This window comes from Enterobacter sp. 6722112 (assembly GCF_058661685.1).
This window is the reverse complement of sequence record NZ_JBZWGR010000007.1, coordinates 3445674-3461169: the sequence shown is the minus strand read 5'-3', so window position 1 is coordinate 3461169 and position 15496 is coordinate 3445674. Positions and strand designations below refer to the sequence as shown.

Here is a 15496-nt window from a genome sequence, read left to right as displayed (position 1 = left end):
TCCTCTAATGTCGTTCCCGCAGTATAGTCTGCCTCCAGGACAACTCTGCGAGAATTACGTCATGTTATCTTATTATTTTCAGGGGCTTGCGTTAGGCGCGGCCATGATCCTTCCCCTTGGTCCACAAAATGCGTTTGTGATGAACCAGGGCATTCGCCGCCAGTATCATCTGATGATTGCCCTGCTGTGCGCGGTGAGCGATTTGCTACTGATTTGCGCCGGGATTTTTGGCGGCAGCGCCTTGCTGATGCAGTCGCCGTGGCTGCTGGCGCTGGTTACCTGGGGCGGCGTAGCGTTTCTGCTGTGGTACGGGTTTGGCGCCCTGAAAACGGCCATGAGCAGCAATCTTGAGCTGGCGAGCGCCGAAGTGATGAAGCAGGGGCGCTGGAAGATTATCGTCACCATGCTCGCCGTGACGTGGCTTAACCCGCACGTTTATCTTGATACGTTCGTGGTGCTCGGCAGCCTGGGTGGACAGCTGGACGTTGAGCCCAAGCGCTGGTTTGCGCTCGGTACGGTCAGCGCCTCCTTCCTCTGGTTCTTTGGTCTTGCGATCCTGGCGGCATGGCTGGCGCCACGTCTGCGCACCGCTAAAGCGCAGCGCATTATCAATACCCTGGTTGGGCTGGTGATGTGGTTTATTGCCTTCCAGTTGGCGAAAGAGGGCATTCATCACGTACAGGGATTGTTCAACTAAGCGTTGTCTTATGGACATCTGAACAAGACCCGCTAAGCTTGCTGGCATGAGCCCTGTTGATGGGGCACTCTTCGCAACATGGAGGAATGACAGTGAAGTTTAAGGTGATGGCCCTGGCGGCATTAGTAAGTTTAGGTACGGTGTCGGTGCAGGCGAATGAACTGCCAAACGGCCCGCACATTGTCACTTCAGGCACGGCAAGCGTGGATGCGGTACCGGATGTTGCAACCCTGGCAATTGAAGTGAACGTGGCGGCGAAAGATGCTGCTTCCGCCAAGAAACAGGCAGACGATCGTGTTGCGCAATACCTCTCTTTCCTGGAACAGAACGGTGTCGCGAAAAAAGACATCAGCTCTGCGAACCTGCGTACCCAACCGGATTACGACTACCAGAACGGCAAAAGCATCCTGAAAGGCTATCGCGCCGTGCGTACTGTGGAAGTGACTGTACGCCAGCTTGATAAGCTCAACGGATTGCTGGATGGTGCGCTGAAGGCTGGGCTGAACGAAATTCGTTCCGTCTCGCTGGGCGTTGCGCAACCGGAGAAATATAAAGACGAAGCGCGTAAAGCGGCGATTGATGATGCCATTCATCAGGCGCAGCAGCTGGCATCCGGCTTCAAGACCAAGCTCGGTCCGGTTTACAGCGTGCGCTACCACGTTTCAAACTACCAGCCAAGCCCGATGGTTCGGATGATGAAGGCGGACGCCGCGCCGGTTTCTGCTCAGGAAACCTATGAGCAGCCAACCATTCAGTTCGACGATCAGGTTGATGTGGTGTTCCAGCTGGAGCCGACTGAAAAGCCAGCTCAGTAACCCGTAGGCCGGGTAAGGCGAAGCCGCCACCCGGCTAGTTTTTCAATCCTGTCTTAACACCTTATGCCCAAACGCCAGCAGCGCGTCAGTGACGTTGCGCATCATGCGGCTTTCCGGCGCAAAACGGTGCCAGTACAGCATCCGGCGCTGATACAGCCCCGGGGTTAAATCAATCAGCTCACCGCTTTTCAACTCTTTCTCAATCTGCAAATGCGGGATCATGCAGCAGGTGGTTCCCTGACGCGCGAGCTGTACGAAGGCTTCGGACGAGTTAACGATATGACACGGTACGCTGCCCGGCGGCAGATCGAAGTTTTGTTGCAGGAAGGCCTGATGCATATCGTCCAGATGGTCGAAAGCGACGGCAGGCGCTTTCAGCAGCGCGGCGCGGGTCACACCGTTCGGGAAGTAGCGCTCGGCAAAAGCTTTTGAACCGACAAACAGGTAATCCAGCGCGCCCAGCTGATCCACCAGACAGCTTGGCAACGCCTGAGGCTGAATACTGACCGCACCAACCACTTCGCCGCGACGCAGGCGCTCCTGGGTGCGGGTTTCGTCTTCAACCTGGAGATTCAGGCGGATAGGGGAGTCGGCCAGCACCGGCGCAAGGGCCGGCAGCAGCCAGGTTGCCAGACTGTCGGCGTTCACCGCCAGCGACAGCAGCAGCGGCGTGGAGCCGGTCTGTTCATCGCCCAGCCACTCATCTTCCAGCAGTTCAACCTGCCGCAGCAGGGCGAGGAGCTTTTGTCCTTGCTCCGTCGGACGCGGCGGTACGGTACGCACCAGCAGCGGCTGCCCGAACATGTTTTCAAGCTGTTTGATACGCTGTGATACGGCGGACTGGGTGATGCACAGCTTTTGCGCCGCGCGCTCAAAACCGCGTTCACGAATAACTGCATCAAGTGCCTGTAGTGTTCTGTAGTCCGGACGTTTCATTGCTCTGGCTGACTCCTTAATTTTGCTTAATCTGCACTATGACACAATTTTCCCTTCGTGGCAGACGAAATCCATTCGACGTGTTCTATAATGCGCCCTGAGTTTTCACACCACAGGCAAAACGATCATGACGCAGGATGAACTGAAAAAAGCAGTAGGATGGGCCGCTCTCCAGTACGTACAGCCGGGTACCATTGTCGGTGTTGGTACGGGGTCGACGGCGGCGCACTTTATCGATGCGCTGGGCACGATGAAGGGGCAGATCGAGGGCGCGGTTTCCAGCTCCGATGCTTCCACGGAAAAGCTGAAAAGTCTCGGCATCACCGTTTTCGACCTCAACGAAGTGGACCGTCTGGGCATTTACGTTGATGGCGCGGATGAAATCAACGGCCATATGCAGATGATCAAAGGCGGCGGCGCGGCGCTGACGCGCGAGAAGATCATTGCCTCCGTTGCGGATAAGTTCATCTGCATCGCGGACGCCTCCAAGCAGGTCGACATTCTGGGGAATTTCCCGCTGCCGGTCGAAGTGATCCCGATGGCGCGCAGCGCCGTGGCACGTCAACTGGTGAAGCTGGGTGGTCGTCCGGAATACCGTCAGGGTGTGGTGACCGACAACGGCAACGTGATCCTCGACGTTCACGGCCTTGAGATCCTCGATGCCATTGCGCTGGAAAATGCGATCAACGGCATTCCAGGCGTCGTTACCGTAGGGTTATTTGCCAACCGTGGCGCGGACGTGGCGCTGATCGGCACGGCTGACGGTGTAAAAACCATCGTAAAATGATCTGACGGGGGGAGCACTCCCCCCGCTAAAAAATTTTTGAAAAGCTAAATTCGGTGACTTGTGTCACGTTTTTCCGCCTCTTTTGCCGATCCTGCCGCGTTCGTAATTTTCCGCAGCATTTTCCTCTGCCATTTTGCTCTGTATGACTTTTCTTCAGAGTGCCGACGCAAACGTTCATATTGCTGCAATAGTTTTTTTTGATATGTTGGCTGCACGGGATTTATATCCAGCACAACATCAGTTCAGATAAAAACAGGGTCGGGTAAATGGCAAAGGTATCACTGGAGAAAGACAAGATTAAATTCCTGCTGGTTGAAGGCGTGCACCAGAAAGCGCTCGATAGCCTTCGCGCAGCAGGCTACACCAACATCGAATTTCACAAAGGCGCGCTGGACACTGAAGAGCTGAAAGCGTCCATCCGTGATGCCCATTTCATTGGCCTGCGATCCCGTACCCAACTGACTGAAGACGTTATTGCTGCGGCGGAAAAGCTGGTGGCGATTGGCTGTTTCTGCATCGGCACCAACCAGGTTGATCTGAATGCCGCCGCAAAACGCGGTATCCCGGTCTTTAACGCGCCGTTCTCTAACACCCGTTCCGTGGCGGAGCTGGTGATTGGCGAGCTGCTGCTGCTCCTTCGCGGCATTCCGGAAGCTAACGCCAAAGCGCACCGCGGCGTGTGGAATAAGCTGGCTGCGGGCTCCTACGAAGCGCGTGGTAAAAAGCTTGGGATTATCGGTTACGGCCACATCGGTACGCAGCTCGGTATTCTGGCGGAATCCCTCGGCATGCACGTGTTTTTCTACGATATCGAAAGCAAGCTGCCGCTGGGTAACGCGACGCAGGTGCAGCATCTCTCTGATCTGCTGAATATGAGCGACGTGGTCAGCCTGCACGTGCCGGAAAATGCGTCCACCAAAAACATGATGGGGGCGGAAGAGCTGGCGCTGATGAAGCCGGGCTCTCTGCTGATCAACGCCGCGCGCGGTACGGTGGTCGATATTCCTGCGCTGTGCGATGCGCTGAAGCGTAAGCATCTGGCGGGTGCGGCGATTGACGTATTCCCGACGGAACCGGCCACCAACAGCGATCCGTTCACTTCTCCGTTGTGCGAGTTCGACAACGTGATCCTGACGCCGCACATCGGCGGTTCTACTCAGGAAGCTCAGGAGAATATCGGCCTGGAAGTGGCGGGTAAGCTGAGCAAATATTCCGACAACGGTTCAACGCTCTCTGCGGTGAACTTCCCGGAGGTGTCTCTGCCGCTGCACGGTGGGCGTCGTCTGCTGCACATCCACGAAAACCGTCCTGGCGTGCTGACCGCCATCAACCAGATCTTTGCTGAGCAGGGTGTTAACATTGCCGCGCAGTATCTGCAAACTAACTCGCAGATGGGTTATGTGGTGATTGATATCGAAGCGGATGAAGACATCGCCGAGAAAGCATTGCAGAGCATGAAGGCCATTCCGGGGACGATTCGCGCGCGCCTGTTGTACTGATGGTGCGGTCTGTGGCGTCGGGTGGCGGCTACGCCTTACCCGACCTACAGTTGTCGTGCGGTCTGTGTGTCGGGTGGCGCTTACGCTTACCCGACCTGCAATGTTCGAGGATTTATGTAGGCCGGGTAAGGCGTAGCCGCCACCCGGCTTTGTTCTACCAGGTCCAGGTTTTACTGGGCGTCACCACCGCCGGCAACGGCACATCCCATTTCTCTACGGGTAATGCCTCCACGCCCTGGCAATCATGCGCATACCCCACCGGCTGCAATCCGTACTGCTGCCAGTTTTGTAGCGTCCTGTCATAGAATCCCCCGCCCATGCCTAATCGCTGGCCCTGCTCGTCAAACGCCACCAGCGGCGTAATCAGCACATCCAGCCCGGAAAGCGGGAGCACGTCGCGCACGTCGAGTTTAGGTTCGGTGATTTTCAGACGATTCACCACCAGCTCGCTGTGCGGATGGTAGTGCAGAAACAGCAGATTGCCCGGGCTAAAGGGATGCAGAACCGGCAGGTAAACTTTTTTCCCGGCGCGCCAGAGCTGGTCGATAAGCGGTTGGGTATCCAGCTCACCATCAAACGAGATAAACAGGGCGACGGTGTTTGCCATCACCACAGGGGGATAGGCCATCATGCGGGCGGCGGCCTGCTGAGCAAACTGTGCCTGTTGCTCGGCGCTTAGGGCGCGACGACGCTGGCGAATAAGCTGACGGATGTCCTGGCGTGAAGCAGAAACTTCAGGGAGTTGAGTCATGGTAGTCGGTAGAAGAAAAGAGAGGGAATCTCCGAGATGCCGCCGCAGGCTGTAACCCTTGAACCCTTGGTTCAAGGTGAATGTGTCGTCATAGTTTTAAGGCTTCTCGGACGTACCGAGCATGCTCACCAACCATGGAGCGCCACATTCTTGTGGTATGAAATATCGGCTCAGGGGACTGGCCCGCTTGCGAACATCTCAGAGAAATTTTGTCTTCACAGTTACTCTACCATAGTCAACTGAGAAGTGTTATTCAAACTTTGGTCCCGGTCTTTCGGGGCTGCGACCTTGATCAAGCAATGCCTGTTCTATGGTCTGCTGGAGCATTTTAATGCGCTGCTCCATGCTTGCCGCGTAATCGCGGGTCTTCGCTTTTTCCTGAGTCAGTTCATAGCTGATGTTCAACGCGGCGATGAAAACCAGCTGCTCAGTATTTGTGACTCTAGTGCGTTCTTTTAGATCTTGCAACCGCTGATTCAAATCGTCCGCAGCCTGATTCAAGGCATCCCTTTGTTCAGGCGGACAATTCACTCGCAGTGAACGGCCAAAAATCTGGAGATCGACGGGTTGTGCAGACATGCCACCTTCCTGCTGATTGACTGCGCTGCCTTCGCATACTGCCCCGGGGGCTGCGAAGGGGCGACACTATAGCTACCCTGATGTGAAGATACAAGCCCTTTTCTGGTATCACCAGGGTCCAAAGTGGTAGCATATCATGAATATCCTCCCTTTGATGACGAATGCGTATGTCTATACAGAACGAAATGCCTGGTTACAAGGATTTAAACCAGTTACTGAACCAGCAGGGAGTCGGTCTGACCCCTGCCGAAATGCACGGTCTGATCAGCGGCATACTGTGCGGCGGAAACAGCGACAGCTCATGGCAGCCGCTGATCCACGACCTCACCAACGAAGGGCTGGCGTTTGGCCACGAACTGGCGGAAGCGCTGCGTAAAATGCACGCCGCAACCAGCGATTCCCTGGAAGACGATGGCTTTCTTTTTCAGCTTTATCTGCCTGAAGGCGACGATGTCAGCGTCTTCGATCGCGCTGATGCGCTCGCGGGTTGGGTAAACCACTATCTTCTTGGCCTGGGCGTAACCCAGCCTAAACTGGATAAAGTGACCGGCGAAGCGGGTGAAGCGATCGACGATCTGCGCAACATCGCCCAGCTCGGCTACGATGAAGACGAAGACCAGGAAGAGCTGGAGATGTCTCTCGAAGAGATTATCGAGTACGTACGCGTGGCGTCTCTGCTGTGCCACGACAACTTTACGCGCTCGCAGCCGACCGCGCCGGAAGTTCGCAAGCCAACATTACACTAAGAAAAATAACGCACAGGAGGGTGTCATGGTTATCTCCAGTCAAGAGTATTCTCGCCGTCGTCAGGCGCTGCTGGCAAAAATGCAGCCGGGAAGCGCTGCCCTGATTTTCGCCGCGCCGGAAGTGACGCGCAGCGCCGACAGCGAATACCCCTATCGCCAGAGCAGTGATTTCTGGTACTTCACCGGGTTTAACGAGCCGGAAGCGGTACTGGTGCTGATTAAAAGCAATGACACCCACAACCACAGCGTGATTTTTAACCGCGTGCGCGATCTGACCGCGGAAATCTGGTTTGGCCGCCGCTTAGGACAGGAGGCGGCGCCAGAAAAACTGGGCGTGGACCGCGCGCTGGCCTACAGCGAAATCAACCAGCAGCTCTACCAACTGCTGAACGGTCTGGACGTGCTCTATCACGCCCAGGGCGAATACGCGTATGCGGATGACATTGTTTTCACCGCGCTGGATAAGCTGCGTAAAGGCTCACGTCAGAATTTGTCTGCACCCGCCACCCTGACGGACTGGCGACCGATGGTGCATGAGATGCGCCTGTTCAAGTCTGAAGAAGAGCTGAACGTGATGCGCCGCGCGGGCGAAATCAGCGCCCTGGCGCATACCCGCGCCATGGAAAAGTGCCGTCCCGGTATGTTCGAGTACCAGCTTGAAGGCGAAATTCACCATGAATTTAACCGTCACGGCGCGCGCTTCCCGTCCTATAACACCATCGTAGGCGGCGGGGAAAATGGCTGCATTCTGCACTACACCGAAAACGAAAGTGAACTGCGCGACGGCGATCTGGTGCTGATTGACGCCGGCTGTGAATATCAGGGTTACGCGGGCGACATCACCCGTACCTTCCCGGTGAACGGTAAATTCACCTCCGCGCAGCGTGAAATCTATGACATCGTGCTTGAGTCTCTGGAGACCGCGCTGACGCTGTTCCGTCCTGGCACCTCCATCCAGGAGGTTACGGGCGAGGTGGTGCGCATCATGATTACCGGGCTGGTGAAGCTCGGCATTCTGAAAGGCGATGTGGACACCCTTATAACCGAAAACGCCCATCGTCCGTACTTTATGCACGGCCTGAGCCACTGGCTGGGGCTGGATGTGCATGACGTCGGGGCATACGGTCCGGAACGTTCGCGCGTGCTGGAGCCTGGCATGGTGCTGACCGTTGAGCCGGGGCTGTACATCGCGCCGGATGCCGACGTGCCGGAACAGTACCGCGGGATCGGCATTCGTATTGAAGATGATATCGTCATCACCGAAACCGGTAACGAAAACCTGACCGCGACCGTGGTGAAAAAAGCTGACGACATCGAGGCGCTGATGGCGGCGGCACGCGGATGAGCGTAATCATCGTTGGCGGAGGCATGACCGGCGCTACTCTGGCGCTGGCTATTTCGCAGTTAACCCAGGGCCAGCTTCCGGTGCATCTCGTCGAGGCGGTCGCGCCGCAGGCGGCCGATCATCCCGGTTTCGACGCCCGCGCTATCGCGCTGGCGCAGGGAACCTGTCAGCAGCTTGCGCGTATTGGGATCTGGCAGGCGATAGCGGATTGCGCAACGGCGATCGGCACCGTTCACGTCAGCGATCGCGGGCATGCCGGGTTTGTGACGCTGGATGCCCACGATTACCGGATCGAGGCGCTGGGACAGGTTGTCGAGCTGCATAACGTAGGGCTGCGGCTGTTCCGTCTGTTACAGGACGCGCCTGGCGTCACGCTGCACTGTCCGGCGCGCGTCGCCAGCTTTAGCCGTCGTGACGAGGCCGTCAGCGTGACGCTGGACAACGGCACCACGCTGGAGGGGCAACTGCTGGTGGCGGCAGATGGTTCACGCTCCGCGATCGCCACGCAGTGCGGCGTCGAATGGCGCTCTGAACCCTATGGGCAGGCGGCGGTCATCGCTAACGTCTCTACGGCTGGCGCGCATAACGGCAGGGCATTTGAGCGCTTCACGGAGCACGGCCCGCTGGCCATGCTGCCGATGTCGAACGGGCGCTGCTCGCTGGTATGGTGCCATGCGCAGGATCGGGCCGATGAGGTTCTCTCCTGGTCCGACGAACGTTTTTGTTCCGAGCTGCAAAAAGCCTTCGGCTGGCGGCTTGGGCGCATCACCCATGCCGGAAAACGCGTGGCCTATCCGCTCGCGCTGACGACCGCATCGCAGACTGTCTCCCATCGCGTCGCCCTGCTCGGCAACGCCGCGCAGACGCTGCACCCCATCGCCGGGCAAGGCTTCAACCTTGGCCTCCGTGACGTGATAAGCCTGGCAGAGCTACTGGCCCGGACGTGGAGCGAACAACAGGATTGTGGCGCATACTCGGTGCTAAGCCATTACCAGAAACGACGCCAGGCGGACAAAGCGGCGACCATTGGCGTCACCGACGGTTTAGTCCACCTGTTTGCCAATCGCTGGGCACCGCTGGTTGCGGGTCGCAACCTTGGGCTGATGGCGATGGAACTGTTCATTCCGGCACGTGACGTGCTGGCGCAGCGGACCCTGGGTTGGGTCGCGCGTTAAGGAGTATTGACCGTGCAAAATGTTGATGTCGCCATTGTGGGTGGCGGAATGGTAGGACTGGCGCTGGCCTGTGGTTTACAGGGCAGCGGCCTGCGCGTGGCCGTGCTTGAGCAAAAAGCGCCGCAGCCTGTGGCGCAGGATGCACCGCCGGAGCTGCGCGTCTCGGCGATCAATGCCGCCAGCGAAAAGCTACTGACGCACCTTGGCGTCTGGTCTGAAATCGTGGCGCTGCGTGCCAGCTGTTACCATGGCATGGAAGTGTGGGACAAAGACAGCTTCGGCCATATCGCGTTTGACGATGAAAGCATGGGCTATAGCCACCTTGGACACATCGTTGAAAACGCGGTGATCCACCACGCGCTGTGGCAGAAAGCACAGCAGTGCAGCGACGTCACGCTGATCGCACCGGCGAAACTCCAGCAGGTGGCGTGGGGCGAAAACGACGCGTTTATCACTCTTGAAAGTGGCGACATGCTGACCGCGCGTCTGGTGGTGGGTGCCGACGGCGCCAATTCCTGGCTGCGTAACAAAGCGGATATTCCGCTGACCTTCTGGGATTACCGCCATCACGCGTTGGTGGCCACAATCCGCACCGAAGAGCCGCACGGCGGCGTGGCGCGCCAGATTTTCCATAATGACGGCATTCTGGCCTTCCTGCCGCTTGCCGATCCGCATCTCTGCTCCATCGTCTGGTCCTTAGAGCCGGAGAAAGCGCAGCAGATGCAGGAGGCGACGCCGGATGCCTTCAGTCAGGCGCTATGCGTGGCGTTTGATAACCGTCTGGGCCTGTGCATGCTTGAAAGCGAACGCCAGACGTTTCCGTTAACCGGTCGCTACGCGCGTCAGTTTGCCGCGCACCGTCTGGCGCTGGTGGGGGATGCGGCGCATACCATTCATCCGCTGGCCGGGCAGGGGGTGAACCTCGGCTTTATGGACGCGGCTGAGCTGGTTGAAGAGCTGCGTCGCCTGCATCGGGAAGGCAAAGATATTGGCCAGCATCTGTATCTGCGTCGCTACGAGCGCAGCCGCAAACACAGTGCGGCGATGATGCTGGCGGGGATGCAGGGTTTCCGCGAGCTGTTTGCCGGAGCGAATCCGGCGAAAAAACTGCTGCGCGATATTGGCCTCAAGCTGGCCGACACTCTTCCCGGCGTAAAACCGCAGCTTCTTCGTCAGGCAATGGGCCTCAACGATCTTCCCGACTGGTTACGTTAATCTCGATCCCCGTCACACTTTATTTTCCCGGCCTCCGCGCCGGGGAAATTTCCTCGTTTGAAATAATCTAATTTCACGTCATTTTTCGCATTAGAAAATCTAATCTTACTATTTTTATGTTACGGAAATTCGGCCCGTTTTTCCGCACGAAATATCACCATCTGCTAAATTCTGTTAGATCATTGTTAATTTTATGCGGGTTTAATCGCATTTTCCCAGTGAATAACTCTGTAGGCTTCTCAGCGATTTTTGGTCATAAGCTAATGTGATGACCCGTTTTACCTTATGGTTAACCGCCGGTTTCGGTGGTAAGTTCAGGTAAAAGAGAACGTTTGCGTCGGCCCCCGATCGCGAGGCCGACACCGGGTTTCACGGTGAATTTTTCAACGAGGAAAAGATGGCTCAACAGACTCCTTTGTACGAACAGCACGTGTTGTGCGGCACCCGCATGGTGGACTTCCACGGCTGGATGATGCCGCTGCACTACGGCTCGCAGATTGATGAGCACCACGCGGTGCGCACCGATGCCGGTATGTTCGACGTGTCTCATATGACGATTGTCGACCTGCGCGGTAGCCGCACCCGGGAGTTTTTGCGTTATCTGCTGGCAAATGACGTCGCCAAACTGAAGACGCCGGGCAAAGCGCTCTATACCGGCATGCTGAATGCCTCGGGCGGCGTGATTGATGACCTTATCGTCTATTACTTCACTGAAGATTTCTTCCGCCTCGTTGTAAACTCCGCCACCCGCGAAAAAGACCTCTCCTGGATCACCCAACACGCCGAACCTTATGCCATCGACATCACCGTCCGTGACGATCTGTCACTGATCGCCGTGCAGGGGCCGAACGCGCAGGCGAAAGCCGCGTCTCTGTTCAGCGACGAGCAGCGCAAAGCCACCGAAGGCATGAAGCCGTTCTTCGGCGTGCAGGCGGGCGATCTGTTTATCGCCACCACCGGCTACACCGGTGAAGCGGGCTACGAAATTGCCATGCCAAACGATAAGGCCGCTGATTTCTGGCGTGCGCTGGTGGAGGCGGGCGTGAAGCCTGCGGGCCTGGGCGCGCGCGATACGCTGCGTCTTGAAGCGGGGATGAACCTCTACGGTCAGGAGATGGACGAAGGCGTCTCTCCGCTGGCGGCCAACATGGGCTGGACCATCGCGTGGGAACCGGCTGACCGTGATTTTATTGGCCGTGAAGCGCTGGAGATGCAGCGCGAGAAGGGCACTGAACAGCTGGTAGGCCTGGTGATGAAAGAAAAAGGCGTTCTGCGCGGCGAGCTGCCGGTGCGCTTCACCGATGCCGATGGCAATCATCGCGAAGGCGTGATCACCAGCGGAACGTTCTCCCCGACGCTCGGCTACAGTATTGCCCTGGCACGCGTGCCGGCGGGGATTGGCGAAACGGCGGTGGTGCAGATCCGCAACCGCGAAATGCCGGTCAACGTGACCAAACCGATTTTTGTTCGCGCCGGTAAGCCGGTCGCCTAACTATTTTTATCAGGAGAACTTCAATGAGCAATGTGCCAGCAGAACTGAAATACAGCAAAGAACACGAGTGGCTGCGCAAAGAGGCGGACGGCACTTACACCGTTGGGATCACCGAGCACGCGCAGGAGCTGCTGGGCGACATGGTGTTTGTTGATCTGCCGGAAGTGGGCGCAACCGTGAGCGCAGGCGACGACTGTGCGGTGGCGGAATCCGTTAAAGCGGCCTCTGACATCTACGCCCCGGTAAGCGGTGAAATTGTTGCCGTGAACGACGCGCTGAGCGACTCCCCGGAGCTGGTCAACAGCGAACCGTATGAAGGCGGCTGGATCTTCAAGATCAAAGCCAGCGACGAAGCGCAGGTTGCCGCGCTGCTGGATGCGACCGCGTACGAAGCACTACTGGAAGACGAATAACGTTGTGCCGGATGGCGCTGCGCTTATCCGGCCTACAGGTCAACGTAGGCCCGGTAAGCGTTAGCGCCACCGGGCAACAGCGTTACAGATAACTACGATTCACTGCACGTTTCAGGAACCATCGCTCATGACACAGACTTTAAGCCAGCTTGAAAACCGTGGCGCCTTCATTGAACGTCACATTGGGCCGGATGCTCAGCAACAGCAGGAGATGCTGAAGACAGTTGGCGCGGATTCATTAAACGCACTGATCGGCCAGATCGTGCCAAAAGACATCCAGCTTGCCACGCCGCCGCAGGTAGGCGAGTCCACGACGGAGTTCGCCGCGCTGGCGGAGCTGAAGGCCATCGCCGGCCTTAACAAGCGCTATAAGTCTTATATCGGCATGGGCTACACCAACGTGCAGTTACCGCCGGTGATCCTGCGTAATATGCTGGAAAACCCGGGCTGGTATACCGCTTATACCCCGTATCAGCCAGAAGTCTCCCAGGGCCGTCTGGAAGCGCTGCTGAACTTCCAGCAGGTGACGCTGGATCTGACCGGTATGGATATCGCCTCTGCCTCGCTGCTGGACGAAGCCACCGCCGCCGCCGAAGCGATGGCGATGGCGAAGCGCGTGAGCAAGCTGAAAAACGCCAACCGCTTCTTCGTCGCGGCGGACGTGCATCCCCAGACGCTGGACGTGGTGCGCACCCGTGCGGAAACCTTCGGCTTTGAGGTGATTGTCGACGACGCTGAAAAAGTGCTGGATCACCAGGACGTCTTCGGCGTGCTGTTGCAGCAGGTGGGCACCACCGGCGAAGTACACGACTACGGCGCACTGATCGCCGAGCTAAAATCCCGTAAGGTTATTATTAGCGTCGCCGCTGATTTTATGGCACTGGTGCTGCTGACGGCGCCAGGTAAACAGGGCGCGGATATTGTCTTCGGCTCAGCCCAGCGTTTCGGCGTGCCGATGGGCTACGGCGGCCCGCACGCGGCGTTCTTTGGCGCGAAAGATGAATTTAAACGTTCCATGCCAGGCCGTATTATCGGCGTATCGAAAGATGCCGCCGGTAACACCGCGCTGCGCATGGCGATGCAGACCCGCGAGCAGCATATCCGCCGCGAGAAAGCGAACTCCAATATCTGTACCTCGCAGGTACTGCTGGCTAACATTGCCAGCCTGTACGCGGTGTTCCACGGTCCGGCAGGCCTGAAGCGCATTGCCAGCCGCATCCACCGTCTGGCCGATATCCTGGCCTGCGGTCTGCAACAGAAAGGTCTCAGACTGCGTCATGAACACTATTTCGATACCCTGTGCGTCGAGGTGGCAGACAAAGCGGCCGTGCTGGCGCGCGCCGAGGCAGCGCAAATCAACCTGCGCAGCGACATTCACAATGCGGTCGGCATTACGCTGGACGAAAGCACCACCCGTGACGATATCCTGACCCTGTTCAACGTATTGCTGGGTGACGCACACGGTCTGGACGTTGATACGCTCGACAAAGAGGTTGCGCTCGACAGCCGCTCCATTCAGGAAAGCATGCTGCGCGACGACGCGATCCTGACTCACCCGGTGTTCAACCGCTATCACAGCGAAACCGAGATGATGCGTTACATGCACTCTCTGGAACGTAAAGATCTGGCGCTGAACCAGGCGATGATCCCGCTGGGCTCCTGCACCATGAAGCTGAACGCCGCGGCTGAGATGATCCCAATTACCTGGCCTGAATTCTCTGAGCTGCACCCGTTCTGCCCGGCTGAGCAGGCGGAAGGTTATCACATGATGATCAACCAGCTCTCCGACTGGCTGGTGAAGCTGACCGGGTACGACGCGCTCTGCATGCAGCCGAACTCCGGTGCGCAGGGTGAATACGCTGGTCTGCTGGCGATCCGTCACTATCACGAAAGCCGCAATGAAGGCCACCGTGATATCTGCCTGATCCCAAGCTCTGCCCACGGTACCAACCCGGCTTCTGCCCAGATGGCAGGAATGGAAGTGGTGGTTGTGGCGTGCGACAAAAACGGCAACATCGATCTGGCCGACCTGCGTGCCAAAGCCGAGCAGGCGGGCGACAAACTCTCCTGCATCATGGTGACCTACCCATCCACCCACGGCGTGTACGAAGAAACTATCCGTGAAGTGTGTGATGTGGTGCATCAGTTCGGTGGCCAGGTTTACCTCGACGGCGCAAACATGAACGCCCAGGTGGGCATCACCTCTCCGGGCTTTATTGGCGCGGATGTGTCGCACCTGAACCTGCATAAAACGTTCTGCATTCCGCACGGCGGTGGCGGCCCGGGCATGGGTCCTATCGGCGTGAAGGCGCACCTGGCGCCGTTTGTCCCAGGCCACAGCGTGGTGCAGATCGAAGGCATGCTGACCCGTCAGGGCGCGGTCTCCGCGGCACCGTTCGGCAGCGCCTCTATCCTGCCAATCAGCTGGATGTACATCCGCATGATGGGCGCGGAAGGGCTGAAGCAGGCCAGCCAGGTGGCGATCCTCAACGCCAACTACATCGCAACGCGTCTGAAGGACGCCTATCCGGTGCTCTATACCGGTCGCGACGGTCGCGTGGCGCACGAATGCATCCTCGATATTCGTCCTCTGAAAGAAGAGACGGGCATCAGCGAGCTGGATATCGCCAAGCGTCTGATCGACTACGGCTTCCACGCGCCAACCATGTCGTTCCCGGTAGCGGGTACGCTGATGGTTGAGCCGACCGAATCTGAAAGCAAGGTGGAGCTGGATCGCTTTATCGACGCCATGCTGGCTATCCGCAGCGAAATCGACCGCGTGAAAGGCGGGGAGTGGACGCTGGAAGATAACCCGCTGGTGAACGCGCCGCATACACAGAACGAACTGGTGGCAGAGTGGAACCACGGTTATACCCGCGAGCTGGCTGTCTTCCCGGCAGGTGTGGCAAACAAATACTGGCCAACCGTGAAACGTCTTGATGATGTTTACGGCGACCGTAACCTGTTCTGCTCCTGCGTACCGATGAGCGAATACCAGTAACGTTGTTCCTGTAGTAACGTAGGCCGGGTAAGGCGAAGCCGCCAC

Annotated in this window: 14 protein-coding genes and 1 other RNA gene; 11 read left to right on the top strand and 4 right to left on the bottom strand. The window is 57.8% G+C overall.

Annotated features, from left to right (window positions below; translation table 11 throughout):
- The first annotated feature begins 61 nt into the window (after nucleotides 1-61).
- Both argO and AC4OVU_RS17975 read left to right on the top strand, forming a co-directional pair.
- Nucleotides 62-697 carry an arginine exporter ArgO gene (argO, locus tag AC4OVU_RS17980; RefSeq protein WP_003860085.1) on the top strand — a complete coding sequence of 212 codons (636 nt, stop codon included), beginning with the start codon at nucleotides 62-64 and terminating at the stop codon, nucleotides 695-697.
- A gap of 92 nt (nucleotides 698-789) precedes the next feature.
- Nucleotides 790-1512 (top strand): oxidative stress defense protein, encoded by a 723-nt coding sequence (locus AC4OVU_RS17975; protein ID WP_032654935.1) that lies wholly within the window; start codon nucleotides 790-792, stop codon nucleotides 1510-1512.
- Between the two features lie 42 nt (nucleotides 1513-1554).
- On the opposite strand, the gene argP is transcribed toward AC4OVU_RS17975, so the two are convergent.
- Complete coding sequence (gene argP, locus AC4OVU_RS17970; protein WP_003860089.1) at nucleotides 1555-2448, bottom strand: DNA-binding transcriptional regulator ArgP; 894 nt, start codon at nucleotides 2446-2448, stop codon at nucleotides 1555-1557.
- A 127-nt stretch (nucleotides 2449-2575) separates the two neighbouring features.
- On the opposite strand from argP, the gene rpiA reads away from it, so the two are divergent.
- Complete coding sequence (gene rpiA, locus AC4OVU_RS17965; protein ID WP_003860091.1) at nucleotides 2576-3235, top strand: ribose-5-phosphate isomerase RpiA; 660 nt, start codon at nucleotides 2576-2578, stop codon at nucleotides 3233-3235.
- Nucleotides 3236-3501: 266 nt separating this feature from the next.
- Nucleotides 3502-4734, top strand: coding sequence for a phosphoglycerate dehydrogenase (gene serA, locus AC4OVU_RS17960; protein WP_017692705.1), 1233 nt, complete (start codon nucleotides 3502-3504; stop codon nucleotides 4732-4734).
- 154 nt (nucleotides 4735-4888) lie between these two features.
- On the opposite strand, the gene AC4OVU_RS17955 is transcribed toward serA, so the two are convergent.
- The 3 genes from AC4OVU_RS17955 to zapA form a co-directional block, all read right to left on the bottom strand.
- Nucleotides 4889-5485 carry a 5-formyltetrahydrofolate cyclo-ligase gene (locus tag AC4OVU_RS17955; protein ID WP_015571804.1) on the bottom strand — a complete coding sequence of 199 codons (597 nt, stop codon included), beginning with the start codon at nucleotides 5483-5485 and terminating at the stop codon, nucleotides 4889-4891.
- 24 nt (nucleotides 5486-5509) lie between these two features.
- A non-coding RNA gene (gene ssrS / locus AC4OVU_RS17950) (6S RNA) lies at nucleotides 5510-5693 on the bottom strand.
- A gap of 41 nt (nucleotides 5694-5734) precedes the next feature.
- Nucleotides 5735-6064: a cell division protein ZapA gene (gene zapA, locus AC4OVU_RS17945; protein WP_003860096.1), complete on the bottom strand. Its 330-nt coding sequence runs from the start codon at nucleotides 6062-6064 to the stop codon at nucleotides 5735-5737.
- A 167-nt stretch (nucleotides 6065-6231) separates the two neighbouring features.
- Between zapA and AC4OVU_RS17940 the strand changes: the two genes are divergently transcribed.
- The 7 genes from AC4OVU_RS17940 to gcvP all read left to right on the top strand — a co-directional run bounded on the left by AC4OVU_RS17940 (nucleotide 6232) and on the right by gcvP (nucleotide 15451).
- Nucleotides 6232-6810 (top strand): YecA/YgfB family protein, encoded by a 579-nt coding sequence (locus tag AC4OVU_RS17940; protein WP_003860099.1) that lies wholly within the window; start codon nucleotides 6232-6234, stop codon nucleotides 6808-6810.
- A gap of 31 nt (nucleotides 6811-6841) precedes the next feature.
- The gene (gene pepP / locus AC4OVU_RS17935) at nucleotides 6842-8155 is read left to right on the top strand and encodes a Xaa-Pro aminopeptidase (RefSeq protein ID WP_026080576.1); all 1314 of its coding nucleotides are present in this window, start codon (nucleotides 6842-6844) and stop codon (nucleotides 8153-8155) included.
- On the top strand, nucleotides 8152-9330 hold the full coding sequence (gene ubiH / locus AC4OVU_RS17930; protein WP_045907064.1) for a 2-octaprenyl-6-methoxyphenyl hydroxylase: 1179 nt from the start codon (nucleotides 8152-8154) through the stop codon (nucleotides 9328-9330). The genes pepP and ubiH overlap by 4 nt, the downstream gene beginning before the upstream one ends.
- Nucleotides 9331-9342: 12 nt before the next feature.
- On the top strand, nucleotides 9343-10545 hold the full coding sequence (ubiI, locus tag AC4OVU_RS17925; RefSeq protein ID WP_023295388.1) for an FAD-dependent 2-octaprenylphenol hydroxylase: 1203 nt from the start codon (nucleotides 9343-9345) through the stop codon (nucleotides 10543-10545).
- A 397-nt stretch (nucleotides 10546-10942) separates the two neighbouring features.
- Nucleotides 10943-12037 (top strand): glycine cleavage system aminomethyltransferase GcvT, encoded by a 1095-nt coding sequence (gene gcvT, locus AC4OVU_RS17920; RefSeq protein WP_110292413.1) that lies wholly within the window; start codon nucleotides 10943-10945, stop codon nucleotides 12035-12037.
- A gap of 23 nt (nucleotides 12038-12060) precedes the next feature.
- Nucleotides 12061-12450, top strand: a complete 390-nt coding sequence (gcvH, locus tag AC4OVU_RS17915) for a glycine cleavage system protein GcvH (protein ID WP_006811885.1) — start codon at nucleotides 12061-12063, stop codon at nucleotides 12448-12450.
- Between the two features lie 127 nt (nucleotides 12451-12577).
- Entirely contained in the window at nucleotides 12578-15451 is a 2874-nt protein-coding gene (gene gcvP, locus AC4OVU_RS17910) for an aminomethyl-transferring glycine dehydrogenase (protein ID WP_039269830.1), read from the top strand.
- Nucleotides 15452-15496 lie beyond the last annotated feature (45 nt).

What these genes read in the sequence shown, in the direction of transcription:
- rpiA (WP_003860091.1), top strand. Translation starts at nt 2,576, where the DNA reads ATGACGCAGGATGAACTGAAAAAAGCAGTAGGATGGGCCGCTCTCCAG.
- gcvP (WP_039269830.1), top strand. Translation starts at nt 12,578, where the DNA reads ATGACACAGACTTTAAGCCAGCTTGAAAACCGTGGCGCCTTCATTGAA.
- serA (WP_017692705.1), top strand. Translation starts at nt 3,502, where the DNA reads ATGGCAAAGGTATCACTGGAGAAAGACAAGATTAAATTCCTGCTGGTT.
- AC4OVU_RS17955 (WP_015571804.1), bottom strand. Translation starts at nt 5,485, where the DNA reads ATGACTCAACTCCCTGAAGTTTCTGCTTCACGCCAGGACATCCGTCAG.
- AC4OVU_RS17940 (WP_003860099.1), top strand. Translation starts at nt 6,232, where the DNA reads ATGTCTATACAGAACGAAATGCCTGGTTACAAGGATTTAAACCAGTTA.
- argP (WP_003860089.1), bottom strand. Translation starts at nt 2,448, where the DNA reads ATGAAACGTCCGGACTACAGAACACTACAGGCACTTGATGCAGTTATT.
- ubiH (WP_045907064.1), top strand. Translation starts at nt 8,152, where the DNA reads ATGAGCGTAATCATCGTTGGCGGAGGCATGACCGGCGCTACTCTGGCG.
- gcvH (WP_006811885.1), top strand. Translation starts at nt 12,061, where the DNA reads ATGAGCAATGTGCCAGCAGAACTGAAATACAGCAAAGAACACGAGTGG.
- argO (WP_003860085.1), top strand. Translation starts at nt 62, where the DNA reads ATGTTATCTTATTATTTTCAGGGGCTTGCGTTAGGCGCGGCCATGATC.
- gcvT (WP_110292413.1), top strand. Translation starts at nt 10,943, where the DNA reads ATGGCTCAACAGACTCCTTTGTACGAACAGCACGTGTTGTGCGGCACC.
- zapA (WP_003860096.1), bottom strand. Translation starts at nt 6,064, where the DNA reads ATGTCTGCACAACCCGTCGATCTCCAGATTTTTGGCCGTTCACTGCGA.